The sequence below is a fragment of the Burkholderia sp. 4NA327C6 genome, from assembly GCF_005502655.1.
Taxonomy (GTDB): domain Bacteria; phylum Pseudomonadota; class Gammaproteobacteria; order Burkholderiales; family Burkholderiaceae; genus Burkholderia; species Burkholderia contaminans.
The window spans coordinates 37,517-60,517 of sequence record NZ_SCNZ01000018.1; the positions used below are offsets into that span (position 1 = coordinate 37,517).

General features: G+C 62.2%; 24 protein-coding genes and 1 riboswitch. Of the genes, 15 read left to right on the forward strand and 9 right to left on the reverse strand.

Translation table 11 applies throughout. From position 1 onward, the window contains the following. Positions 1-100: 100 nt before the first annotated feature. The 10 genes from FFS49_RS19525 (at position 101) to FFS49_RS19575 (ending at position 9,168) form a co-directional block, all read left to right on the forward strand. Positions 101-916: a MipA/OmpV family protein gene (locus FFS49_RS19525; RefSeq protein WP_105817426.1), complete on the forward strand. Its 816-nt coding sequence runs from the start codon at positions 101-103 to the stop codon at positions 914-916. 8 nt (positions 917-924) lie between these two features. After that, positions 925-1,599 (forward strand): response regulator transcription factor, encoded by a 675-nt coding sequence (locus tag FFS49_RS19530; protein WP_105817348.1) that lies wholly within the window; start codon positions 925-927, stop codon positions 1,597-1,599. A gap of 54 nt (positions 1,600-1,653) precedes the next feature. Beyond that, positions 1,654-3,006, forward strand: a complete 1,353-nt coding sequence (locus FFS49_RS19535) for an ATP-binding protein (protein WP_105817347.1) — start codon at positions 1,654-1,656, stop codon at positions 3,004-3,006. A 151-nt stretch (positions 3,007-3,157) separates the two neighbouring features. Continuing rightward, a riboswitch (SAM-I-IV-variant riboswitch) is annotated at positions 3,158-3,261 on the forward strand. 42 nt (positions 3,262-3,303) lie between these two features. Next, a complete protein-coding gene (locus FFS49_RS42030) occupies positions 3,304-3,636 on the forward strand; it encodes a hypothetical protein (protein ID WP_171026792.1) in 333 nt (110 codons plus the stop codon). 297 nt (positions 3,637-3,933) lie between these two features. After that, the gene (locus FFS49_RS19545; RefSeq protein WP_071333228.1) at positions 3,934-4,815 is read left to right on the forward strand and encodes an NmrA family NAD(P)-binding protein; all 882 of its coding nucleotides are present in this window, start codon (positions 3,934-3,936) and stop codon (positions 4,813-4,815) included. A gap of 31 nt (positions 4,816-4,846) precedes the next feature. After that, the gene (locus tag FFS49_RS19550; RefSeq protein ID WP_071333705.1) at positions 4,847-5,221 is read left to right on the forward strand and encodes a hypothetical protein; all 375 of its coding nucleotides are present in this window, start codon (positions 4,847-4,849) and stop codon (positions 5,219-5,221) included. A gap of 72 nt (positions 5,222-5,293) precedes the next feature. Continuing rightward, positions 5,294-6,007, forward strand: coding sequence for an SDR family oxidoreductase (locus FFS49_RS19555; protein ID WP_039354144.1), 714 nt, complete (start codon positions 5,294-5,296; stop codon positions 6,005-6,007). Positions 6,008-6,164: 157 nt separating this feature from the next. After that, positions 6,165-6,626: a MarR family winged helix-turn-helix transcriptional regulator gene (locus FFS49_RS19560; protein ID WP_071333226.1), complete on the forward strand. Its 462-nt coding sequence runs from the start codon at positions 6,165-6,167 to the stop codon at positions 6,624-6,626. Between the two features lie 430 nt (positions 6,627-7,056). Then, positions 7,057-7,869, forward strand: coding sequence for a hypothetical protein (locus FFS49_RS19565; RefSeq protein WP_071333225.1), 813 nt, complete (start codon positions 7,057-7,059; stop codon positions 7,867-7,869). A gap of 354 nt (positions 7,870-8,223) precedes the next feature. Continuing rightward, complete coding sequence (locus FFS49_RS19575; RefSeq protein ID WP_105817346.1) at positions 8,224-9,168, forward strand: GSU2403 family nucleotidyltransferase fold protein; 945 nt, start codon at positions 8,224-8,226, stop codon at positions 9,166-9,168. A 127-nt stretch (positions 9,169-9,295) separates the two neighbouring features. Here the strand turns inward: FFS49_RS19575 and FFS49_RS19580 are convergent, their stop codons facing one another. From FFS49_RS19580 to FFS49_RS19600, 5 genes are all read right to left on the reverse strand, one after another. Then, positions 9,296-11,743, reverse strand: coding sequence for a heavy metal translocating P-type ATPase (locus tag FFS49_RS19580; protein WP_105817345.1), 2,448 nt, complete (start codon positions 11,741-11,743; stop codon positions 9,296-9,298). Positions 11,744-11,957: 214 nt separating this feature from the next. Beyond that, on the reverse strand, positions 11,958-12,224 hold the full coding sequence (locus tag FFS49_RS19585) for a DUF5676 family membrane protein (RefSeq protein WP_105817344.1): 267 nt from the start codon (positions 12,222-12,224) through the stop codon (positions 11,958-11,960). A 71-nt stretch (positions 12,225-12,295) separates the two neighbouring features. Continuing rightward, positions 12,296-12,952: an isoprenylcysteine carboxylmethyltransferase family protein gene (locus tag FFS49_RS19590; RefSeq protein WP_105817343.1), complete on the reverse strand. Its 657-nt coding sequence runs from the start codon at positions 12,950-12,952 to the stop codon at positions 12,296-12,298. After that, a complete protein-coding gene (locus FFS49_RS19595) occupies positions 12,936-13,190 on the reverse strand; it encodes a DUF2933 domain-containing protein (protein ID WP_105817342.1) in 255 nt (84 codons plus the stop codon). Before FFS49_RS19595 ends, FFS49_RS19590 begins: the two co-directional genes overlap by 17 nt. 22 nt (positions 13,191-13,212) lie before the next feature. Beyond that, entirely contained in the window at positions 13,213-13,638 is a 426-nt protein-coding gene (locus tag FFS49_RS19600) for a hypothetical protein (RefSeq protein ID WP_105817424.1), read from the reverse strand. 284 nt (positions 13,639-13,922) lie between these two features. Between FFS49_RS19600 and FFS49_RS19605 the strand changes: the two genes are divergently transcribed. The 3 genes from FFS49_RS19605 to FFS49_RS19615 are packed head-to-tail and all read left to right on the forward strand — an operon-like array spanning position 13,923 to position 15,936. Further along, a complete protein-coding gene (locus tag FFS49_RS19605; protein WP_071333220.1) occupies positions 13,923-14,585 on the forward strand; it encodes a LemA family protein in 663 nt (220 codons plus the stop codon). A gap of 17 nt (positions 14,586-14,602) precedes the next feature. Continuing rightward, complete coding sequence (locus FFS49_RS19610) at positions 14,603-15,436, forward strand: YgcG family protein (protein WP_105817423.1); 834 nt, start codon at positions 14,603-14,605, stop codon at positions 15,434-15,436. A 2-nt stretch (positions 15,437-15,438) separates the two neighbouring features. Next, complete coding sequence (locus FFS49_RS19615; RefSeq protein ID WP_105817341.1) at positions 15,439-15,936, forward strand: DUF5130 family protein; 498 nt, start codon at positions 15,439-15,441, stop codon at positions 15,934-15,936. Positions 15,937-16,453: 517 nt separating this feature from the next. Here the strand turns inward: FFS49_RS19615 and glmS are convergent. Next, positions 16,454-18,283 (reverse strand): glutamine--fructose-6-phosphate transaminase (isomerizing), encoded by a 1,830-nt coding sequence (gene glmS, locus FFS49_RS19620; RefSeq protein ID WP_105817339.1) that lies wholly within the window; start codon positions 18,281-18,283, stop codon positions 16,454-16,456. A gap of 156 nt (positions 18,284-18,439) precedes the next feature. Here glmS and FFS49_RS19625 point away from each other — a divergent pair, with 156 nt between their 5' ends. Then, on the forward strand, positions 18,440-18,931 hold the full coding sequence (locus tag FFS49_RS19625; protein ID WP_021160045.1) for an Lrp/AsnC family transcriptional regulator: 492 nt from the start codon (positions 18,440-18,442) through the stop codon (positions 18,929-18,931). A 75-nt stretch (positions 18,932-19,006) separates the two neighbouring features. Here the strand turns inward: FFS49_RS19625 and panB are convergent, their stop codons facing one another. Then, the gene (gene panB, locus FFS49_RS19630; protein ID WP_105817338.1) at positions 19,007-19,864 is read right to left on the reverse strand and encodes a 3-methyl-2-oxobutanoate hydroxymethyltransferase; all 858 of its coding nucleotides are present in this window, start codon (positions 19,862-19,864) and stop codon (positions 19,007-19,009) included. Positions 19,865-19,941: 77 nt separating this feature from the next. Between panB and FFS49_RS19635 the strand changes: the two genes are divergently transcribed. Then, on the forward strand, positions 19,942-20,760 hold the full coding sequence (locus FFS49_RS19635) for a helix-turn-helix transcriptional regulator (protein WP_105817337.1): 819 nt from the start codon (positions 19,942-19,944) through the stop codon (positions 20,758-20,760). 19 nt (positions 20,761-20,779) lie between these two features. Here FFS49_RS19635 and FFS49_RS19640 read toward each other — a convergent pair whose 3' ends face one another. Together FFS49_RS19640 and FFS49_RS19645 are read right to left on the reverse strand one after the other, a co-directional pair. After that, positions 20,780-21,313, reverse strand: coding sequence for a methylated-DNA--[protein]-cysteine S-methyltransferase (locus FFS49_RS19640; protein ID WP_105817336.1), 534 nt, complete (start codon positions 21,311-21,313; stop codon positions 20,780-20,782). Next, entirely contained in the window at positions 21,310-22,794 is a 1,485-nt protein-coding gene (locus tag FFS49_RS19645; protein WP_105817335.1) for a DNA-3-methyladenine glycosylase 2 family protein, read from the reverse strand. The genes FFS49_RS19640 and FFS49_RS19645 overlap by 4 nt, the downstream gene beginning before the upstream one ends. Between the last annotated feature and the right edge of the window lie 207 nt (positions 22,795-23,001).

Below are 23,001 nucleotides of genomic sequence, written 5' to 3' on the forward strand. Positions count from 1 at the left end.
CAGAGTTGGCAGCACGACGATATTTTCCTGGTAAGTGAGCGGTAAGTCGACTGGTCCTACAGTAGCCCCCGTTTCGATCGTCGACTCCAGGAAAATGATTGTGAAAACAGCCTTCCGCCGCGAACGTCCGTTACTGCTGCTTGCCGCTTCATTCGCATTTGCGTCTGCTTCCGCCTGGGCGGACGACGGCATGATCCCGCCCGATGCCGATAATTCGGGGCTGACCATCCTCAACAACGCGACCAATGTGACGCATTGGGGATTGGGTGCCGGCGTCGGCTTCGAGCCGTCGACCTACAGGGGCGACAGCACCCGCGTGCTGCCGTTTCCGCTGGTCTATTTCGACAACAAATGGGTACAGGTCATCGGTACCACCGCCGATCTGAAAATCGGGAGCTGGAGCGGCGTCAGTGTCGCGCTTCGTGGGCAGTTCTCGCTTTTCGACGGATACAAGGGATCGGATGCCCCGATCCTGAACGGCATGGAAAATCGCAAGGGCGCATTGTGGTACGGACCTGCACTGTCATGGGGCACCGGGTTCGGTACGTTATCGGGTACCTTCCTGTTCGGCGGAAACAAGGGCGAGCGCGCGAAAATCGGCTTCGAGAAGGCGTTTGCTTTCGGCCAGTTCTCGATCACGCCGCATGTCGGCGCGGAATGGCTGAGCAACAAATACGTCGACTACTATTACGGCGTGCGACCATCGGAGGCGCGTGCGGGACGTGCCGCCTACAGCGCCGGTTCGACGGTGAACGTGTCGGCCGGCACGCGTATCGACTACCAGCCGACGAAGCAGCAGACGATATTTCTGGACGTCGGCGTGTCGCGCCTCGGTGACGCCATCACCGACAGCCCGATCGTCGGAAGACGGTTCGTTCCCGAAGCAAGAGTGGGCTACATGTACCGGTTCAAGTGAGAGCGGCGATGCCGAGAGTTGCGATTGTCGAGGATCATGAGCGCCTTGCCGACATGTTGAGCCAGGCGTTGGCCGCAGCGGGAATCGAATCCGACCGCTTCGGCAATGCCCGTGAAGCTGCCTACGGCGTCGACCGGGCCGACTACGCACTGCTGATCATCGACCGCGGATTGCCCGACGGCGATGGCCTGGCGTTCTTGCGGACGCTGCGCGCGGCGGGGCGCATGATGCCTTGCCTGATGCTGACCGCACGCGATGCGCTGCATGACCGCATCGACGGACTCGAAAGCGGGGCCGACGACTACGTGACCAAGCCGTTCGAAATGAGCGAGCTCGTTGCCCGTGTACGCACGCTGATGCGGCGCCCGGCGCTGCTGACGACGCTCGTCGCATCGTTCGCGGATGTGACGGTCGACCCGCCGCAGCGCGCGATGTGCTGTGGCGACCGGACGATACCGCTTGCGCCGGCCGAGTTGCAGGTCATGCTGTGCCTGATGGAAGCCGCGGGCCGGACGGTACGGCATTCGATACTCGAGCATGCCGCGTGGGGGCTCGGGGAGGCGGTCACGCCGAACGCACTCGAGGTGACCGTGCATCGCTTGCGCAAGAAGCTGGCGGCGATCGGCGCAACGACGCGGCTGACCAATATTCGCGGTGCCGGTTTCGCGCTGCGGGAGGCATGACGCTTCGCCGCGTCGTGCTCGTTTCCGCTTCAGCTTCAGGGTAAGAAAGCGACCATGTTCCATCATTGGATTCGACGCCTGTCGACGCGCTTGTGGATGACCAACGTCGTTGCGTTCGCCATCAGCCTGGCGCTGCTGTCCGCGCTCGCCGTGTATGCCCTCGATCGCTATCCGGAGTTCCTGGGGCGGCGGCAGCAGATGGAGATCGTCGGTCACGTCGTGACCGGATTGCACTTCGACGCCGCCGGGCGTCCGGTATCCGTGCAATTGGACGGCCGTCCGGCGCTGATGTTCCGGCTCTTGTCGAGCGAGGTGAAGTATCGCGTGCTCGATTCGACGGGGCGGCTGTTGCTGGCGTCGACGCCTTCGAACGGGGGCCGGCCGTGGCTGACGGAAGACCTCGCGAAGGCGGCCGGCAAGGTGGTGCCCGCCACGATCGATGGCAACGTATACGCCGTCGCCACACGACGCATGTCGAAAGGAGGCGTCGATTATTACGTGCAGGTTGCGCAAAGCAGGCAGCTGATGGACGCGCTTGTCGTGTCGAAGATCGAGCCGATCCCGAAGATCGTCGGCTATGTGCTGCTCATCGCGACCGTCATTTTCGGGCTGACGCTTCCACTGACGATCAGCCACGTGTTGAAGCCGTTGCGGGAGGTATCGCGTGCCGCGAGCGGAATCGAGCCGCACAACCTGAAGACGCGACTGTCGTCGGACGGGATTCCGAGCGAGATCAAGCCGCTGATCGATGCGTTCAACGATGCGTTGACGCGACTCGAGAATGGCTTTGCCGTTCAGCAGCGGTTTCTGGCCGACGCCGCGCATGAGCTGCAGACACCGCTCACGCTGGTCAGAGGCCAGATCGAGCTGCAGCCCGACATCCGGCACAAGGCGCTTCTGCTTCGCGAGATCGACCTGATGGCTCGGCAGGTCAAGCAGTTGCTGCACCTGGCTGAGGTCAGCGAAGTGCAAAACTTCAGCTTCGACGACGTGAACAGTGCCGAAGTCGCACGGGACGCCGTGGGCTTGCTGGCCGGCAAGGCCGATGCGAAGCAGGTGAAGCTCCATATCGAAGCGCGCGACTCCGCGTCACCCATCCGGGCCGATGGCGGGGCGCTCTTCATCCTGCTCAAGAACATTCTCGAGAACGCGATCAACGCATCGCCCGCGGCCGGCGTGGTCGTGCTGACCGTACTCGATACGGCGATTCATGTCGACGACGAGGGGCCGGGCATTCAGCGGGAGCATGTCCCGCTGCTCTTCGACCGGTATTGGCGGGCGCCGGATTCACGGTATGACGGTGCCGGCCTCGGGCTGGCAATCTGCAAGGAGATTGCCGTGGCCCATCAGTGGAAATTGACGGTGGATGTGCTGGCCACGGGGACGCGGTTCAGCGTGTGGTTTTAGTCCGGGCGGTTGTCGTGCCGGGCCGGGGTGCCGCAGGACAAGGCCCGGATCGAAGGTCCCGCCCGGTCGAAGGGGCGCTTTCCCGGGGGCCCTTGTTCGACGTTTGTTTTTCGGTATAATGAATCCACGTTCGGAATGTCGAACGTAAGGAATCAAGCATCCAGAGTCGGATTCTCCGACGCCAACCTGCCCTCCCGGGCAAGGTGGACGCCTCCAAGGCGATGCGGCCGATTTACGGCAACGAAACGGGAGCAGCATGGCTGGCACCGGTTCGATAACCACTCATCCGGAGCAACCATGCGTCAAGCTACCTCTGCCTCCTGTCCGACAGTCCGTGAAGACTGGTCAAACTTCCTTCCCGGTTTCACGCTGACGCATACGGTTCATCTCGTGTCGAGACGGAATCCGGGCATCGTCTCGACCGCGGCTGCCGTGCTCGAAGGTGAAACCGCCACGGTCGACCGTTGGGCCATCACCCGCTGCGGTGACGTTCTCGAGCAAAAGATCGTTCTCGGGGCAATGACGGAAGGGCAAGCGGTTCGACTGCGCGAACGACTGGCCGCGCTCGAGGGCGTACTGCGCACGAGGGTGGAGCATCACTTCGTGCGGGCCGGGTCGGCCGCCTCCTGAAATTCACCCGGGAGCGGCCATCAGACGACGGATGCTCGTCGTCGCCGTCTCGGCCGAAGCGGGCAGGCAACGATCCCCTCGGTTGTCAAAGATAGGACCAGATCAAACCGGCAGCGTCAGATCGGCCGACTCCGTTCGGCCATTTCAAGCTGTGCGCTCGTCCCCCAATGCCGCCGGCTGAATCGCGCCTGGCGTTCCTCCGCATGCACGCAACCAGAAAAACTTGACAATACGAGCACATGCTCCTATCTTTGCCTTAAGGGAGCATATGCTCTCACTTTCGAACGGAGCGAAGCGATGAACGAAGCCGACATTCTTGTGAGTGGTGCCACCGGACGGACCGGAGGTTTTGCCATTGACGAACTGCTGAAGATGGGCAAACGCGTGCGGGCCTATGTGCGCACGGATGACGACCGGGCGGCCGCGCTGAGGCAGCGCGGTGTCGATATCGCGGTGGGGGACTTTACCGACATCGACGCCATCCGGGCAGCGATGGAAGGCATCCGGTCAGCCTATTTCCTTTATCCGATCGCGCCGGGAATCATCGGGGCAGCGGCCTATTTCGCGCAGGCGGCAAAGGAAGCGGGCGTCTCGGCGATCGTCAACATGTCGCAGATTTCCGCGCGCCGGGAGTCGGCGAGCCACGCAGCACAGGATCACTGGGTATCCGAACGGGTCTTTGATTGGTCGGGTGTCGCGACGACGCATTTGCGCCCCACCTTCTTTGCCGATTGGCTCGTCTATCCGCATTTTGCAAAGGAAATCCGGGCCACGGGGAAGATCGAATTTCCGTTCGGCAACGGCCGTCACGCGCCGATCGCCTCCGACGATCAGGGGCGCGTCATCGCGCATCTCCTCGCCAACCCCGCAGGCCACGAGGGCAAGATCTACACGCTCCACGGCCCCGTCGAGATGAACCATGTCGAGATCGCAGCCGCGATGAGCGAGGTTCTCGGCACCCGGATCGAATACGCGCCGACTTCCATCGAAGAATTCCGAATCAAGATGGAAACCCTTTACAAGTTTCCGCCGTTCCTTACGCAGCATCTGGTCGAAGTCGCGCAGAACTACCGCGATGGCATTTTCTCGGGCACCAACGATGTCGTCGAGACAATCACCGGCACGCCGCCGCTGTCTGTCCAGGCGTTCGTCGCCAGGAATCGGTCCGCATTCGCGTGAACCCATCCTTGAAACGAAGCGAGGTTTGAACATGTCACTCACTCAAGACGAGCGTCACCCGTTTCTCGACGATCTGACGGCTGACGCGGAACTGATCAGCTCGGTGTTGCGCGGTCCCGTCACCGGACGCAACGACATCCGGCTCGCCGTCGACGCCGTCGGAGCCTTCTACGCGTCCCAGACGCCCACGTTTCTTCAAACCGTCGGCTCGCGGCTTTTTCTGGAATACGAGGCTGTCCTGACGAGCGGCGAGAAGTTGAGCGCGGTCGTTGTCGTCGATCGCAACGCCGACGGATCGGTGCCGCGCGTCAGCGTGCGGATGAGCCCGCTTGGCGCCGTACTGACGCTCGCCACCCATCTGCGGGGGGCGCTCTCGAAGCAGTTGCCGGACAACCTCTTTCTTTGAACCGAGCACGCGCAGGCCGGCGGCGGGAGTCGACCCGCACCCGGCAAGCGGCTTTTGAAACAGGAGCATGTGATGGATATCAAGAACGCCACCGTCTTCATCACCGGTGCCAATCGCGGCCTGGGTCTGGCTTTTGCGCGAGAGGCGCGTCGTCGCGGAGCGGCGAAAGTCTATGCGGGCATGCGCAACACGAGCGGTTTCGACGAGCCGGGCGTGGTGCCGGTCAGGATCGATGTCACGGATCCGGCGTCGATCGCCGAGGCCGCGAAACTGGCGGCGGATACGACGCTGCTGGTCAACAACGCGGGGATTGCCGCGCTGATCGACGGGCCTCTGGCGGCCGACATGGAAGCGCAATCCGCCCGCATGTTCGATACGAACTACTACGGCGTGGTGCGCGTCACACAGGCCTTCGAGCCGATCCTGGCGGCCCGGCCGCATGCCGCCATCATCAACGTGCTGTCCGACATCGTGTGGCTTCCGCGACCCTATCTGGCGCCGTATGCTGCGTCGAAGGCCGCCGCGTGGAGTTACACGAACCAGCTTCGCCTGTCTCTGCACGAGCGCGGCATCCAGGTGCTCGGCCTGCACGTCGGGTTCGTGGATACCGACCTGACCCATGGCATCGACGTGCCCAAAGCCAGCCCGGAGGACGTCGTGCGACAGACCTACGACGCGCTCGCCCTCGGCAAGAGCGAGGTGATGGCCGACAAGGGCACCGCGTTGCTGAAGAGTACGCTTGCGGCCGAGATACCCGGCTACATCACGCCGCCGGCAGGGCTTTGAACGCCGCGGACGACACGGGGCGGGCGCGGCAGCGAGACATGCGGTGCGCGGATCGCCGTACACCACCGCTGCCGGCTTTCATCGAAAGATACCGCTGCACCTTCGCGTGACGTACGCTTGGCGTTTGCGCGATCAACCGAAACCAGGAGTAGAACAGATGTTGCCGGTCAACCAGCCGCTTGGAATCGATCAATGCAACTGCTTCGCCGTACGGAAAGCGAGCAGGCAGATCTCCAGGCTCTACGATAGCCATCTCGAGCCCGCGGGCCTGCGCATCACGCAATTCCTCACGCTGGCCGCCCTGAGCGAGGTGGGAAGTACCCCGGTCAACGCCCTTGCCGAACGGCTCGATATCGAACGAACGGCGATGGGGAAAATGGTTGGCTTTCTGGAGCGCGACGGCTACGTCACGATCAAGCCGTCGCCCACGGACGGCCGAAGCCGCCTGATCGAGCTCACCGAGGAAGGGCGGCGCCTGCACGACAGGGCGGCCCCGCTCTGGCAGGAGGCGCAACGGGAGTTCGAGCAACTGAACGGGGCAGACAACGTGACGGCGTTGCGGGAGGGGCTGAGAGGCGTGGTCGTCGGCGACGTGTCGATTGGGTCGTCAGAGGGCTGAGCCTGCGGATGCATTGCGACGGCAACAGGATTCGTGACACCAGCCGTCATTCGCGGAAGGGTCATGAAACCGCCTGTTGCCGTCGGGGGCGGGCGGCTCATGACTGGAAGACGGCGATGAACCCGTTCGCGATCTTCTACGAGGATCGATTCGTTCGACCATCCGTGTGAATCTCACCCGCCTTGGACACGGAAACTCTGACACCCCCGGTCCGCTCGGCACCGGACTCTCTCGCCGCTGCTCGCTTGCCACGGATTGTTGTAGTCTGGGCAATACGATAGTGTGGTGCATCGGCCTGCCGCCGACCTGACAATGAATCTACGATGTGTCGCGCAGGCGATCGGTGAACCCGAACGGTTGGACCGTTACCGATCGTTTTATCCTGCCGGTCTCATCGTCAACCGATCCGCCAGAAAATCAGGAGTGTGTCGTGTTTCACCGGAGATCCATGCTGGGCTGTCGGAATGTCGCGTGCGTTGTTGCCGTGGCGATCATGCTGGCCCCGGTCGCGACGCGTGCAGCGGCCGACAATATCAACGAAACGGCGATCGTCGCGCCTGCCGTTTCGGCCAACGCGTCGCCCACGCGGCCGATCGTCGGCGACGATCCGGTTGCGATTCGGGAAGCACTGGAGAAGCTGCACGTCAAAGGCGCGTCCCCGTCCCTGAGCGAGCGCGTCCGCGGCCTGATCCCCGGCGTGGCCGACAAGCATGGCCAGGACACCGACCTGGCCGCGGTCAACCTGGATCGTGAGGTCACTTTCCTGGTGCCGGTGTCGTACGGGCTGCGATATCAGTCGCAGAAGCATCTGTTGAAGGTGAACGTCGACCTGGTTGACGCCGACGGCGAAGGCCGGACAGGCATCCTGCTCAGAAAGGTCATCACCGGGCCGCGAGGGCGAGGGCTCGTGATCGCACCCGAGGCGAAGGCAAAAGGCTATATCCAGCAGATCGACATCATCGAGCTCGATCCCGGAAAAGGCGGGAAGTCCACCGTGCGCGGCAGCGTGAGGCTGTCACCCGCTGCGTACGCGCAAGCGCAGGGCGGGTTCGCGTTCGCTCTTTCCGGGCGCCTGGTCCGGCCGTACCTGACCGAACACGTCGAGCACGCCGAGCCGAACAACGACGAGCCGACTGATATCACGACGAGAACTTCGAGGTTGCACCTGGATGTCGAATCCATTTCGCTCGTGAGTCGGGCGAGTGGTGCGGTGTTGTTGAAGAAGCTGAGTTTCTCGAAGTAGTGGGTTTGTTGCGGGAGTCTTTGGGCGGGAAAGGGGGCGCCGCAACGGAACATTTCGAGCGTGCGGGGTTGAGCGCGCGCACGCTGCAGCAGCGCTTTTCCAGCGATGTGGGCGTGACGCCGAAGCGGGTGGCCCGTCGATACCGACCGTGTTCGTGCATATAGCCTGTTTTTCTGTACAGCGACGTGCTAGTTCAACCGTTCGAACGCTCTGTCGAGCGCGGACGGGGACCCCGGTGAGCTTTCCAAAGTTTCTCAGTGGAAAAACGGGCCAGTACACCTCTGGAAATCATCGTAAGCTATTGATTTATAAAGATTGGCCGTTTATGGTGCAAAAAACACATCTCTACGGCCAATGCTCAACTACCTGCTACTCACGGACAATGCTGCTCGTCAGGCTATCGACTCGTCTACCGTGTTCGAGGAGTTCTGTCGGACGAAATCTGAGTCTTTGAAATATGCCGGAGGTATGTACTGGAAGATCCAGGGTCCTTACGAATACCTGGTGAAAACGACCGCAGGCAACCGGCAAAAGCGTATCGAACCTCGCTCATCCGAAACCGAACAAACCTACGCAGCCTTCACGTCCAAGAAGGCAGAAATCGAGGCTTGCCTGTCGGACCTTCATGCTGCAGTAGTTGACGCAGAGCGATTAAATCGTGCGCTCAGGGTGGGCCGGATCCCGGCTATCGTCGTCGATGTTCTGCGGGCTATCGAGAAAGCGGGACGGTCTTCCTACTTTACGGTCGTTGGTACGCACGCCCTGTACGCATATGAAGCCGCAGCTGGAGTTCGAATTGCGCAGGGCGCATTGGCGACCCAGGATGTCGACATGCTTTGGGACGCTCAGAAGCATGTTCGTTTTCTGACAGACATCGAACGCCTGGACGTTTCGATGCTTCGTATTTTGCAGAGCGTGGACAAGACTTTTCAGCGCAAAGATGGGCATCTCGAGACGGCCATCAACAGCAAAGGTTTTGAGGTTGATTTCTTGCGGCGCCCACCGCAAGACTCTGACCCACATCCTGTCCGACTGTCGGGCTATGAAGAACACCTGTGGCCTGTACAGGCCCGGCGTGCAGAAGTATTGTCGTCGGCGCGGAAATTCGAGCAGGTCGTGGTGGCCGCGACTGGAAAAATGGCGAGGATGACGACCATTGACCCAGAAGTGTTCATCGAGTTCAAATCCTGGATGGCGAATTTAGCCCCGGACCGCGACCCGCGTAAACGTCAACGCGACAAACTGCAGGCCGATATCGTTTGGACGTTGATGGACCAAGGTTTGCTGTTATCGCAGTAGATGCGCGTTCAGCGCTACACCCCTTGGTTGCGAGGCGCGCAGAGCTTCCGATAACCGGCTAACGCAGAGATTCGAAAGCAGCACAGTCCGTCACTTCAAGAGCTGCCGACACACGCTGCGCGACAAGCTAAATCTTCGCATTGCGCAGTCGCAGCGCGTTCGAGATGACAGACGCGGAACTCAAACTCATCGCCAGCGCCGCAATCATCGGCGAGAGCAGTAGCCCCGTGAACGGGTAAAGTACCCCGGCCGCCAGCGGAACCCCGAGCGTGTTGTAAACGAACGCGAAGCCAAGATTTTGCTTCATGTTCGCGACAGTTGCCTCTGACAGCTCTCGAGCACGCGCGATACCGCGCAAGTCGCCCTTGACGAGCGTCACCTGGGCACTGCTCATTGCCACATCCGTGCCCGTTCCCATCGCCACGCCGACATCGGCCTTGGCAAGCGCGGGGGCGTCGTTTATGCCGTCTCCAGCCATCGCCACGACATGCCGGGCTTGCTGAAGCCGAGTCACCAGGTCGAGCTTGTCGGCAGGCTTCACCTCGCCATGGAATTCAGCGACGCCGAGCTTTTCGGCCACGGCCTTGGCAGTGACAACGCCATCGCCGGTCGCCATCACGACGCGAATACCGTTCTCCTTCAATGTCGAAAGCGCTTCCGGCGTCGTCGCCTTGATGGGGTCAGCGACTGCCAGCAGCCCGGCCAAGCCTCCGTCGACCGCCAGGTACATGACGCTGGCACCTTGCTCGCGCATGCCGTCCGCCTCCTTGGCCAGCGATTCGACGGATACGGCGTCAGTCTGCATCAGCGCGGTGTTGCCCAGCACGAGTTTCCTGCCTGCGACCAGTCCTCTCACACCGATGCCCGTCGCGGATTCGAAATTCTTTGGGCGGTCCAAAGTCAGGTTCTTTTCACGGGCAGCCGCGACGATGGCCGCGGCAAGCGGATGCTCACTGCCCTGGTCGAGACTCGCTGCCAGACGAAGCACTTCGTCGGTCGTGTATCCGTTTGTGCCCACGGCCCGCTCGAAGGCGGGACGCCCCTCGGTCAGCGTTCCCGTCTTGTCGACAATCAGTATATCGATCTTTCTCAGATTTTCAATCGCGGCCGCATCGCGAAAGAGAATCCCGGTTGTGGCTCCTTTGCCGCTCGCGACCATGATGGACATTGGCGTTGCAAGACCCAACGCACAGGGACATGCAATGATGAGCACCGCCACCGCATTGATGAGACCGAATACCCAGCTGGGTTCGGGCCCAAAGATGCCCCACACGAAGAACGTCAGAAGGGCGACGCTGACGACTCCGACGACAAACACGCCGGCCACCTTGTCGGCCATGCGCTGCATGGGGGCCCGGGACCGTTGCGCCTGCGCGACCATCTGCACGATTTGCGACAGCACCGTCTGGGAGCCGACCTTTTCCGAGCGGATGACGAGACTGCCTCTCGCGTTCATCGTCGCGCCAATGACGTGGTCGCCGACGCGCTTCGTGACGGGAATGGGTTCGCCGGTAATCATGGACTCGTCCAGCGAACTCGAGCCATCGGTCACCACGCCGTCCGTGGGGACTTTCTCGCCGGGCCGCACGCGAAGCAGGTCTCCCACATGCACATGGGACAACGGAATGTCTTCCTCGGAACCGTCGGGGTTGATGCGTCGAGCTGTCTTGGGGGCGAGCCCGAGCAGCGCCTTGATGGCGGCGGACGTTTGCGAGCGGGCCTTCAGTTCCAGCAATTGCCCGAGAAGCGTCAGCGAAATGATGACTGCGGCAGCTTCAAAATACACGCTGACTCGGCCGTGCATACTGTACGTTTCAGGAAACACGCCGGGGAAGAGGGTGGCAATGACACTGTAGATATAGGCCGCGCTTGTCCCGAGCCCGATGAGTGTCCACATGTTGGGGCTGCGGTTCATGAATGAGCGCACGCACCGCTCGAAAAACGGCAGGCCTGCCCACAGGATGACCGGCGTGGAGACAACGAACTCGACCCAGCTTTCAGTGCCGGCATCCATCAATCCCAGGCGATGGCCAAACATCGCCAGCACGAAAACGACGACGGTCAGTGGCAACGTCCACCAGAATCGGCGTCTGAAATCGACCAATTCGGGATTCTCGCCTTCGTCGACGCTGGGCAGAATCGGTTCCAGCGTCATGCCGCACTTCGGACACTGCCCAGGATGGTCCTGGCGAATTTCCGGGTGCATCGGGCACGTGTAGATGGTGCCCCCGGGAACTGCTTGCGGTTGCTCAAGGGGCGAGGGCTCGACGTACTCGGACGGCGCAGCTTGGAATTTCGCCAGGCAAGCCTCGCTGCAGAACGTGTACCACTTGGCATGGTGTTCGCAGCGAAAGCGTGACCCATCGGCCACCGTCATTCCACAGACCGGGTCGCGAAGTGAATCTGCGCAATGAACGTGTTCTTCCTGAACCTGATGGTGATGAGTATGCGCGTCGCGCCTATGCTCGGTGGAGTGGGCATGCTTGTCCGTCTCATGAGCGTGAGATTCGTCCGATGCCCCGTGCTCGGAAATCCGTTGGTGATACAGCCTGTCTTCGCCGGGTTGGCCGCTCATTTGATGCTCCTTCGAGTACCCGTTCCATTTCAATTGTGGTCCGTTGCCCTGCGTGTTCGATATTGGCGTAACGGCGGCGCCGCGAACAGTGAGGCCGTATTGTCAAATTGCGGCACGCTGGCGACGATGCTTCGATGTGTCGAGCGATAGCGCGGAGCAACGTTCATTCCGTGCGTTTCCGTTCCAGGGAGATGCGTAGGCATACGGATTTGTGTCAGTAGGGTTCATTCATGCGGTTGTGTAACCACGCGAAGAAGGCACCGGCTGCAAAGAACCAGACCGCGAACACAAAGGCCGGGTAGACAACAAACCACCAGGACAATGGCTCGCCCGTCTGGAGACGCCGGAAATCGAGTCCGTGAAATAGTGCGTTCATGAAGTTCATGAACGGTTCGGGAAGTGCCATCCATACGAGCGTGCATAGGACATAGAAGAGCACAACCGTGGCTGAGAGCGTCACGCCAGTCTTGAAGGGCTTCATGCCAGTCTCCTCATCCCGGAAGAGTGCGATTGAGTTCGGCGGCAGCGCCAGCTAAGGGGAGCCGTCCGAAATCAATGTACTTGAGCCGGGTGTTTTCCAAACAAGTTCGGCACAAAGCGCGGTGTGTGTGCCGCGTATTCGCGCCACGCCGCGCCGAACCGGGCTTCCGAATCGCGCTCCTCTTGTATGGCTAGTCGAACGTACATGAAGACCAGAATGGGAAACATAGCCAGGGTCACGAGTGTGGGCCATTGGAGCAGGAAGCCCACCATGATGACGACGAACCCGACATATTGAGGATGGCGGATTTTCGAGTAAGGGCCGGTGGTGGCCAACTCGTTGCTACGCTGAGCCTCATACAGTACGTGCCACGCGGTGGACAACAAGTAGAAGCCGCCCAATATCAGGAAGAAGCTGAGCAGATGCGGAAGTCCGCCATGCGGGTCGCCGTGCCTGCCGGTCAAGGTCCACCAGAGGTGTCCTGCGTCGTGCGACAGCAAATTTGCTTGTGGAAAGCGCGTCTGCAACCAACCCGACAGCAAGTAGATGGTGAGCGGAAACCCGTACATTTCCGCGAATAGGGCGACGATGAAGGCGGAGAATCCGCCGAACGTTCGCCAATCGCGCTTTGTTGCCGGCTTGAAGAAGCTGAACGCGAAGATGATGAAGACGAGAGAATTGATAGCGACAAGGCTCCAAAGCCCGTAACCGTCACCGATTCTGGTCATGACCGTCTCCCGAATCAGGATGCTCCTCGGTCGATTTCGTCCCATGGTGCCCGTGCCCATGGTGCATAAACAGATGCATCAGCGGGCACGAGAGCAACAGCAGGTATGGCAACACCCCAAGGAAATGGGCGCGGTGCTCTGTGAGCAGGAGGAATAGCGCTATTGCAGCGAACACTACAAGTGCAATGGCTGACCGTGATTTCCAGAACGGCCGGCCACCATGCGAACTGCCGTCCATGGCTGACTCCCATTTCGTACCGTTACTTCTCGGCCGGATGCTCCCGAGCAGTCTGACGGTCCATCATTGCCTGCATCATCATTTGCATCATCTCCATGCGCATTTCCATACTCCCCTGTCGGGACGACATCGGCATACTGGACGAGTGAGCGCCCATCATTTCCATCATGCTCATGCCGTTCTGCATGACTTTCATCTGCTCGTCCATCAGGGCGGCGCGTTCCTGAGGCGTCTTCGCGTTCATCATCTTTTCGTGCATGACGCGCATGGCCTGCATTTGGTCGTCTGCCGCGCGGTTTGACTTACTCGGCGCTTTTGCGGTCGCTTTGTTCGGATGATGGGCATCGTGAGCTGCATTGTCCGCGGCCGCGGATGTACCCGTGATTGCAGCGGCACTGACCATGCCGAGCGTCGCAATTGCGACTGCGAGTTTTCGGGGAAATGCCATCCTGTTCTCCATGAGCATAGTTCGTGAGAGCCGATCGAACCCTGAAACCAATCTATGCTCGCGCCACTTCGACGGCTTGACGTGGCTCAACAAAATGACGACCGACTTCGTCATACGAATCGCAGCCGTGGAGCGAGCGTGCGACCAGGTGGGCGGTATCAACCTGGGTATGCACAACAAGGCGGCATTGACGTGCATCAACGCCGCGACCGTCCGGCTACTTACGATAGGTAGTGCACCCGCGAGCGGCGGAGTGTCACGGAATATCGAACCGAGGCGCGTCCATGTTGGAAAATTCGGCAGCAATCCCGGCGCGACGCCGTCTGGCCCGCGTACTTCTCACGGCCTCGCTTGCGGTGAGCCTGCTTCCTCTCGCCGGGTGCGGCTATAACACCATCCAGTCCGAAGATGAGCAGGTAAAGGCCAGTTGGTCAGAAGTTCTAAATCAATATCAACGGCGTGCCGACCTCGTCCCCAATCTCGTCAACACGGTGAAGGGGTACGCGAACCAGGAAAAGGAAGTGCTCGTCAGTGTGACGGAGGCCCGGGCGCAAGTGGGCTCGATTCGCGCCACGCCCGAACTCATTGCCGACCCGCAGGCGTTCGCAAAGTTTGAGGCGGCGCAGGGGCAGCTCACGTCGTCTCTGTCACGTCTGCTCGTGGTATCGGAGAACTATCCGCAATTGAAGTCGGATGCGAACTTCCGGGACCTGCAGGCGCAGCTCGAGGGTACGGAAAATCGTATTGCCGTCGCTCGCAATCGATACATTCGCTCCGTCCAGACGTACAACACGACGGTACGTTCGTTCCCGAATAATTTGACTGCAAAGGCGTTCGGCTATCTGGAACGACCCAACTTCTCGGTGAGCAACGAAGCCGAGATTTCCAAGCCGCCGCGGGTCGATTTCGGCTCGACGCCGGCATCTGCAGGCAAGGCATCCAATTGAACATGTTCCGACTGGCGATGGCCGTCGTCTTGGCCTTCTTTGTCTTGGGGGGAGTCTGCGCCCACGCGGCCGCGGTTGTCCCGCCGCTGACATCGAGAGTAACCGATGAGACTGGAACCCTGACCAGCGACCAGAAGACCGGGATTGAGCAGACGTTGAAAGAGTTCGAGGCGAAAAAGGGAGCGCAGATTTCGGTTCTCGTCGTTCCAACCACGGAGCCGGAAACCATCGAACAGTATTCGATGCGAGTCGTCGAGCAATGGAAGCTTGGGCGCAAGAACGTCGACGATGGCGCGCTTCTGATTATCGCCAAGAACGACCGAACGCTTCGAATCGAGGTCGGATATGGCCTCGAAGGCGTGCTCACCGACGCGACGAGCAATCGCATCATCAACGAGGCAATCGTGCCACGGTTCCGAAACGGGGATTTCTACGGCGGCATCACTGCGGGCCTCGACGGCATGATGCGCGTCATTAGCGGTGAGCCGTTACCTCCACCGCAGCAACGACATCGAGCAAGCGATGGCGCCGGACGGTTGCTTCCAGTCCTCTTTCTCCTGACGGTCATGGCCGGCGGCTTGCTGCGCGCCATGCTCGGAAGACTGCCGGGTGCTGTCGTAACCGGTGGAGTCGTTGGCGCACTCGCGTGGATTTTGTCGGGGGCGCTCTTCGTGGCCATCGCGGCAGGACTGATGGCGCTGCTCTTCACGTTACTGGGTGGCGGGACGAGAGCCGTCGGTGGGCGCTTCATTGGCGGCAGCGGTGGGCGTTTCGGTCGTGATTCGAATCGCGACATCTTTCGCGGCGGCGGCGGAGGCTTCGGCGGCGGTGGCGCATCGGGACGGTGGTGAGCATGGACCTGAAGCGCCTCTTCCGGCATCTTTTCACGACCCACCGGCGGGTCAGCAAGGCATTTTCACGGCGGGCACTTATCGCTATTGAAGAGGCGGTACGTGCCAGTCATCGCGCGCATGTGGGTCAAGTCAGGTTTGCTGTAGAGGGGGCGCTGCACATCGGCGATTTGCTGAAGGGCACATCTGCGAGGGACCGTGCCATCGAGGTTTTCTCGGACCTCCGGGTTTGGGACACGGAGCACAACAACGGCATTCTTATCTATCTGCTTCTTGCGGACCGCGACGTCGAGATCGTTGTGGACCGAGGCATACACGCCAAGGTGGATGGCAGCGAATGGGAGGCGATTTGCCAGGCCATGGAGGCCCATTTCCGGCAAGGCGAGTACCGGTCCGGTGCCCTGCACGGTATCGAGCAAGTTACCGAGCTGTTGAGAAAACACTTTCCAGTTCACGGCCCGCGGCGCGACGATCTCTCGAGTTCGCCCGTTGTGATGTGAGTCATTGACCTCATATCGCTCATCCGGAGCGGAAATCTGCCGATTTTGAGCCACTTGTGCCAACTCAAGGTTCACTTCAATCATGAGCTCCATCGTTTCACGGAAACGCTGAAGGCTCGTGATCGGTTGGTCGACAACGAATTCGGTGAAGCAATTTCAGACTGCTTCGGGTACAGGGTCGTCAATGACAACATTTCCTGCAGAGTCCCCCTCAGTGAGCGGACACGCATCCTTCGCGAATTCGGTCACGGCGACGTCATTGTGCTCGGCGTGCATCTTCTGGCCGAGCCGGAATAGCGCTCTAGCGAAGAGCAGGTTCAGATAAGTGCCGGACCTATACGGCGGATGGCCGCGCGGCCGGACATTGATTTCCCGCGATATTCTTCACCTCGGCCACACGCAATTGCTGTTGGAGTAGTTTCGCTTAAGCCCCGCCCGGCGACCGATCGCGGGAATTTCGTGGGGCGTTAAGTGAAACTATTCGAAGTTGCCACCCGAATCACCGATTCGGAGACCCTCACTCCACCGTCACCGACTTCGCCAGATTCCTGGGCTTATCGATATCCGTCCCCCGCGCCAGTGCAGCGTGATACGCGAGCAGTTGCATCGGCACCGTATGCAGAATCGGCGAAAGCGGCCCGTAGTACTCGTTGAGCCGAATGACCTCGATCCCCTCACTCGGCACCAACCCACAGTCCACATCCGCGAACACAAAAAGCCGTCCGTTCCGCGCACTGACCTCATGCATGTTCGACCGGAGTTTTTCGAGCAGCATGTCGTTCGGCGCAACCGCAATCACCGGCATTTCGTTGCTGACGAGCGCCAGCGGCCCATGCTTCAGCTCCCCCGCCGGATAAGCCTCCGCATGAATATACGAAATCTCCTTCATCTTCAGCGCGCCTTCGAGCGCGATCGGATAATGCATCCCGCGCCCGAGAAACAGCATGTTGTCGCGCCTTGCGAGCAGTTCCGACCAAGCCATGATCTGCGGTTCCAGCGCGAGCACTTTCGACATCGCGTCCGGCAGATGCCGTAGCGCACGTAGATGCTCCTTCTCTTCGTCGTCGCTCAACCGCCCGCGCACCTGCGCCAGCGACAACGTCAGCAGAAACAACGCCACGAGCTGCGTCGTAAAAGCCTTTGTCGAAGCCACCCCGATCTCGATCCCCGCGCGCGTGACGAACTGCAGCGCACATTCCCGCATCAACGCGCTCGTCGCAACGTTGCAGATCGCGAGCGTATGCATCATCCCGCTTTGCTTCGCGACATGCACCGCACCCAGCACATCCGCCGTCTCACCGCTCTGCGACACCGCGACAACCAACGTCCGCGGATTCGGCACACTATCGCGGTACCGAAACTCGCTGGCAATTTCCACGCTGGCCGGCAGCTTCGCGATGCTCTCGATCCAGTACTTCGCGGTGAGCGCCGCGTGATAGCTGCCGCCGCAGGCGAGCAACAACACCGAATCGACGTCATTGAAAACCCGCCACGCCCCATCGCCAAACAACTCCGGCATGATCGAAGACACATCGAGCAACGTATCGGCCACCGCCTGCGGCTGCTCGAAGATCTCCTTCTGCATGTAGTAGCGATACGATCCGAGATCGGCCGCCCCGCTATGCGCGGCGACCCGTTGCACGGCGCGCTCGACACGCTGGCCGGCCGCATCGACGATCCAGTAACGATGCAGCTGGATATCGGCAACATCACCGTTCTCGAGGTAAGCGATGCGATCGGTAATGCCCGACAGCGCAATCGCATCCGACGCCAGAAAATTCTCGCCTTCACCGACACCAACGACGAGCGGCATGCCATCGCGCGCACCGACGATCCGGTGCGGCTCGTCGCGGCACATCACCGCGATCGCATAGCTGCCGCGCAGTCGCGCAACCGCGCGCCGGACCGCGTCGAACAGGTCGCCGTCGTAAAGATGATCGATCAGGTGCGCGATCGCCTCGCTGTCGGTCTGGCTCGCGAACACGTAACCATGCGCCTGCAATTCCGCGCGCAGTTGATCGCAGTTCTCGATGATCCCGTTGTGCGACAGCGCGATGCGCGCATTGGCGTCGCTCGGCGAGAAGTGCGGATGCGCGTTGAGCGTGACGGGCGCGCCGTGCGTGGCCCAGCGCGTGTGCGCGATGCCGGTGTAGCCCGACAGCGCCTGTTCGGCGATCTCGCGCTGCAGGTTGGCCACGCGGTCGACGCTGCGGGCGCGCGCCAGCGCCCGGTCGCGGTAGACCACGACGCCGCACGAATCGTAGCCGCGGTATTCGAGCCGCTTCAGGCCGTCGACCAGGTTCGGCAGGATGTCCCGCTGGGCAACCGCCCCGACAATTCCACACATATCGCGCTCCGTAAATGTCCTGTCTGGATCAGTGAGAGCGATGGTAGGGCGAGCCAAATGGAATTAAATTTCAAAATACAACAACAAATGAAATGAATGACAGATCGTCTATCATGTTGAAATTAAATTTCACACCCTGACCGGAAGGAGCCGCCGATGGCCGGCATTACCCTCGACGATCTCGACCTGCGCATCCTGGCGATCCTGCAGGACGACGCGTCGGTGTCGAACCTGCAACTGGCCGAGCGCGCGCTGTCGTCGCCGCCCACCTGCATGCGCCGCGTGCGCCGGCTGACGGAGGCTGGCGTGATCCGCAGGCAGGTCGCGGTGCTCGATCCGGTGGCGATCGGCACGGCCGTCACCGCGCTGATCGAGATCAGCCTCGACCGGCAGACAGCGGAAGACTACGACGCATTCGAGGCGTACGTGTGTGCGGAGCCGGCCGTCACGCAGTGCTATCGGGTGTCGCCGGGGCCGGATTTCGTCGTGGTGGCCGATCTGGCCGACGTCGCCGAATACGACGAATTCGCGCGGCGGCTGTTCACCGGCGCATCGAACGTCCGCAACGTGCGGACGTTCTTCTCGACGCATCGCGCGAAGTTCGAAGCGAACGCGCGGGTCACGCATGCGATGCGCAAGCGCGCGTGAGGTGATCGCACCATCATTCGCCATGCGTTCGCGCATGCCTGCGCGACGTCACCACGTCACCACGTCACCACGTCATCACGCGGCAGCGTCAGCCGCGCCCACGAGTTGCAGCGGCTTGCCATACCCGAAGCAATGCGCGGGCTCCGGAAACACCCGCTGCCGCACATCATGCGCGTACTGACGAATCGCATCGCGCATCACCGCATTCGCATCGGCATAACGCTTCACGAAGCGCGGCGTGTACGCATCGAAGGCGCCGATCATGTCCTCCGTCACGAGCACCTGCCCGTCGCACGCGGGCGATGCGCCGATACCGATCGTCGGGATCGTCAGCGTTTCGGTGATATGGCGCGCGAGCGCTTCGGCAGTGCCTTCGACGACGACGCAGAACGCGCCGGCACGCTCAGCCGAACACGCGGCGTCGAACACCTGCGCAGCCGATTGCGGATCCATCCCCTGCGCGCGGAAACCGCCTGTCGCGTTGGCTTGCTGCGGCATGAGCCCGATGTGCGCCATCACCGGGATACCGCGCGCGGTGAGGAAGCGGATCGTGTCGCCCATCTCGCTGCCGCCTTCGAGCTTCACGCCCTGCGCGCCGGTTTCGGCGAGCAGGCGCGCGGCGGAGCGATACGCTTGCGCGGGCGATTCCTGATACGTCGAGAACGGCAGGTCGACGACGACGCACGCCTGCGCGGCGCCGTGCACGACGGCCGCGCCGTGTGCAATCATCATGTCGAGCGTGACGCGCAGCGTATCGGGCATCCCGTACAGCACCATGCCGACGGAGTCGCCCACGATGATCACGTCGGCCACTTCGTCGACGAGCTTCGCCATCGGCGCGGAATACGCGGTCAACGACACGAGGCTGCCGATGCCCTTGGTTGAACGGATCGCGGTGACGGTCTTGCGGGTGGTGCGGGGATGAGCGCTCATGAACGGAAGCCGTGTGAAAGAAGAGCCGCCACGGTAGCATCGCGCTCGTTCGTGCAATGACCTTCGGAGGACGTCTTATGTTGCTGGCGGGACAATCGGGTGACCCTTACGCGGTGCCGCCGATGGCGCGCCTGCCGAGGCCGCTGTACGTGCGTGCGTTCGGGATTCCCGGCAACGTGAGCATCGACGCGCACAGTCATCCGTGGGCGCAGCTGATGTATGCGACGAGCGGGGTGCTCGAGGTGTCCACGCCGTCGGGCCGGCACTTGCTGCCGCCGCACTATGCGATGTGGATTCCGCCGCACGTGTCGCATGCGGTGTCGACGCGCGATTGCGTCGCGTTCCACAGCCTGTACCTCGATGCGGCGATCGCGCGCGACGACGTGCACGACCATTGCGCGATCCTCTGCATGACGCCGCTGCTGCGCGAGCTGGTGCTCGCCACGGCGGAATTGCCGGTGAACTACGACGAGACGGGGCCGGACGGTGCGCTCGTCTGCCTGATCGCCGACCGGATCGCACGGATGCGGCAGGCGCCGCTGACGGTGCCGCTGCCGCGCGATCCGCGTCTGCTGAAAATCGCGCGTGCGTTGCATGCGTATCCCGGCGATACGCGCAATCTCGACGAATGGGGCCATCAGGTCGGCGCGACGCGACGCACGCTGTCCCGGCTGTTCCGGCAGGACACGGGGCTGTCGTTTACCGAATGGCGGCAGGCGGTGCGGCTGTTGGCGTCGTTGCCGCTGCTCGATGCCGGCGAGCCGATCGGCGCGGTGGCCGCGCAACTGGGCTACGACTCGACGTCGTCGTTCATCGCGCTGTTTCAGGCGAAATTCCAGGTGACGCCCGGCGCGTATGCGAAGCGTGAAGCGCGCCGGCCCGTGCTGAACGCGTAGCGCGGCCGCACGCCGACATTCAGAACGCGAGCGCCTGCTGTACCGGATGGTAGGCGCCGCGCTCGAACCCCGCGCCTTCGAGCGACAGCAGCGCGCGCTTGCGATCGATGCCGCCCGCATAGCCGGTCAGGCTGCCCGACGCGCCAACGACGCGATGGCACGGCACCATGATCGACACCGGGTTGCGGCCGACCGCACCGCCCACGGCGCGCGCGCCGCTCATCGGCAGTCCGACGCGCTCGGTGATGTCGCCGTACGTCACGAGTTCGCCGAACGGAATCGCGAGCAGTTCCTTCCATACCCGTCGTTGAAACGCGGTGCCGCGCAAGTGAATCGGCACCGAGAACGTCTCGCGCGTGCCGGTGAAGTACTCGGCGACTTCTTCCGCGACCTTGCGCGCGAGCGGCGACATCGCGAGCGCATCCGCATCGGTCACGATCGCAACCGGCGGGAAGTATTTCTGGCCGACGAAGTAGAGGCCTGTGAGTGCATCGTCCTCGATGCGCACGGCGATGTCGCCCAGCGGGCTCGGAATCAGGTGAGCGGGAGTCATCGCAACACATCTCCATGAAGGCGCCACACGTGCAGTGCGGCATACGCGCGCCACGGCGCCCAGCGCGCCGCATGCGGCGCGGATGATGGCACACGGGCGCGTTCGGTGCGCGCGGGCAGCCACGCATCGTCGGCCGGGAACGCATTCGGCCAGGCCATCGCGCGCATCGCGACGTACTGCACCGCGTGCTCGTCGAAGCCGGGCAGCGTGCGCAATGCGTCAAGCGTCGTGTCGAGCGGCGCCATCGGTTCGAGTGAGAGCGTGCCGTCGTCGACTGCGCGGGCGAGCGACATGATCGCCCGTGCGGTAGCGCGCGCGATGCCGATCGTTTCAAGTGCGGAAAGCGGCAGGGCGGCCAGCGTCGCGGCGGAGGGCAGCGCGTGCGTGAGGCCCGGCGGCGCGCCTTCGATCGCCGTGCCGAAGCGCTCGGCGATGCGTGCGAGCACGGGCGTGCCCGCCTGCGTGGCCGCAAGCCGTTCACCTGCAATCGCACGGATTGCAATCTCGACACCGTCGAACGCGCCGGGGACACGCAGGCCCGGCGAGCCGCTCGCGAGTTCGCCGAGATGCGCGTCGATCACGTCGGGCCGGCTGTCGAGATCGAACAATCGGCGCACGCGCGCGAGCACGACCGGTACGACCGGCGTCAACGACGGCGACACGGTGACGGCCAGCGCGAAGCGCTGCGGCACGTGCGCGACGGACAGCCAGCCGGCCACGCGCCCGTTGTCGGCCTGGGTGCGCCCGTCCCGGTTCGGCAATTCAACGACGCGCGCATAGCCCTGCGCATCGATCCGCTCGACACCGTCGATCTGCCGCTGCGAAAGAAAGCGCATCAGGTCGTCCCAAGCGAACGGCGGGCGATACGGCAGCGGAAACGTCATGTCGCCGTCGGCCGACGCGCGGGCTCCTTTGCGCAGTCGTAATGGATTGAGCCCGTAACGCTGCAGGAACAGGTCGTTGAAGCGCCGCACGCTGCCGAATCCGGCCGTGGACGCGACGACGGCCACCGGCAGCGCGGTATCGGTCAGCAGCCGCTTCGCCATCAGCAGCCGGTGCGTCTGCGCGAACTCGACCGGCGACACGCCGAACTGCGCGCCGAAGATCCGGCGCAGATGGCGTTCGGTCACGCCGACGCGCTGCGCGAGCGCATCGACGGAATGGGTGTTCAGGAAACCGTCCTCGATCAGCGTGGCGGCTGCGTCGGCGAGCGTGCCCGACAGGTCGAGCAGCCCGTGGCCGGGCGCGAGCTCCGGGCGGCAGCGCATGCAGGGTCGAAAGCCGGCTTTCTCGGCGGCCGCGGCGCTCGGATAGTAGCTGCAGTTCTGCGCTTTCGGCGGCTTCACCGGGCAGACGGGGCGGCAATACACGCCCGTCGTCGCGACGCCGACGAAGAACCAGCCGTCGAAGCGGCGGTTCCGCGAAAGCAGAGCGTCGTAGCAGGTGTCGGGATCGAGGCGCATGAGACGACTGTAAACCATCCCGCCCGCCGATTCTGGCTGGAATCGGACATGTGTCTCGGCGGCCGTCCCCGTACGCGCCGGTCAGGAAAATCCGGGAAAAACGGTTAATGCCATGTAGTGAAACAGTCGTCTCTTTTGCCGTGACCATTTTGAGATGACTCATCGAAATCCCCGACTGACAGGGCGCCGGCGCACGCCCTATCCTTTGAAAAACGTTTTCCAGAT

What these genes read in the sequence shown, in the direction of transcription:
- FFS49_RS19590 (WP_105817343.1), bottom strand. Translation starts at nt 12,952, where the DNA reads ATGACCAGAATCGGTGACGGTTACGGGCTTTGGAGCCTTGTCGCTATC.
- FFS49_RS19545 (WP_071333228.1), top strand. Translation starts at nt 3,934, where the DNA reads ATGAACGAAGCCGACATTCTTGTGAGTGGTGCCACCGGACGGACCGGA.
- FFS49_RS19550 (WP_071333705.1), top strand. Translation starts at nt 4,847, where the DNA reads ATGTCACTCACTCAAGACGAGCGTCACCCGTTTCTCGACGATCTGACG.
- FFS49_RS42030 (WP_171026792.1), top strand. Translation starts at nt 3,304, where the DNA reads ATGCGTCAAGCTACCTCTGCCTCCTGTCCGACAGTCCGTGAAGACTGG.
- FFS49_RS19625 (WP_021160045.1), top strand. Translation starts at nt 18,440, where the DNA reads ATGGCCGGCATTACCCTCGACGATCTCGACCTGCGCATCCTGGCGATC.
- FFS49_RS19640 (WP_105817336.1), bottom strand. Translation starts at nt 21,313, where the DNA reads ATGACTCCCGCTCACCTGATTCCGAGCCCGCTGGGCGACATCGCCGTG.
- FFS49_RS19595 (WP_105817342.1), bottom strand. Translation starts at nt 13,190, where the DNA reads ATGGACGGCAGTTCGCATGGTGGCCGGCCGTTCTGGAAATCACGGTCA.
- FFS49_RS19610 (WP_105817423.1), top strand. Translation starts at nt 14,603, where the DNA reads ATGGCCGTCGTCTTGGCCTTCTTTGTCTTGGGGGGAGTCTGCGCCCAC.
- FFS49_RS19605 (WP_071333220.1), top strand. Translation starts at nt 13,923, where the DNA reads ATGTTGGAAAATTCGGCAGCAATCCCGGCGCGACGCCGTCTGGCCCGC.
- FFS49_RS19615 (WP_105817341.1), top strand. Translation starts at nt 15,439, where the DNA reads ATGGACCTGAAGCGCCTCTTCCGGCATCTTTTCACGACCCACCGGCGG.
- FFS49_RS19535 (WP_105817347.1), top strand. Translation starts at nt 1,654, where the DNA reads ATGTTCCATCATTGGATTCGACGCCTGTCGACGCGCTTGTGGATGACC.
- FFS49_RS19635 (WP_105817337.1), top strand. Translation starts at nt 19,942, where the DNA reads ATGTTGCTGGCGGGACAATCGGGTGACCCTTACGCGGTGCCGCCGATG.
- FFS49_RS19580 (WP_105817345.1), bottom strand. Translation starts at nt 11,743, where the DNA reads ATGAGCGGCCAACCCGGCGAAGACAGGCTGTATCACCAACGGATTTCC.
- FFS49_RS19575 (WP_105817346.1), top strand. Translation starts at nt 8,224, where the DNA reads ATGCTCAACTACCTGCTACTCACGGACAATGCTGCTCGTCAGGCTATC.
- FFS49_RS19600 (WP_105817424.1), bottom strand. Translation starts at nt 13,638, where the DNA reads ATGGCATTTCCCCGAAAACTCGCAGTCGCAATTGCGACGCTCGGCATG.
- FFS49_RS19645 (WP_105817335.1), bottom strand. Translation starts at nt 22,794, where the DNA reads ATGGTTTACAGTCGTCTCATGCGCCTCGATCCCGACACCTGCTACGAC.
- FFS49_RS19560 (WP_071333226.1), top strand. Translation starts at nt 6,165, where the DNA reads ATGTTGCCGGTCAACCAGCCGCTTGGAATCGATCAATGCAACTGCTTC.
- FFS49_RS19585 (WP_105817344.1), bottom strand. Translation starts at nt 12,224, where the DNA reads ATGAAGCCCTTCAAGACTGGCGTGACGCTCTCAGCCACGGTTGTGCTC.
- FFS49_RS19530 (WP_105817348.1), top strand. Translation starts at nt 925, where the DNA reads ATGCCGAGAGTTGCGATTGTCGAGGATCATGAGCGCCTTGCCGACATG.
- FFS49_RS19555 (WP_039354144.1), top strand. Translation starts at nt 5,294, where the DNA reads ATGGATATCAAGAACGCCACCGTCTTCATCACCGGTGCCAATCGCGGC.
- glmS (WP_105817339.1), bottom strand. Translation starts at nt 18,283, where the DNA reads ATGTGTGGAATTGTCGGGGCGGTTGCCCAGCGGGACATCCTGCCGAAC.
- panB (WP_105817338.1), bottom strand. Translation starts at nt 19,864, where the DNA reads ATGAGCGCTCATCCCCGCACCACCCGCAAGACCGTCACCGCGATCCGT.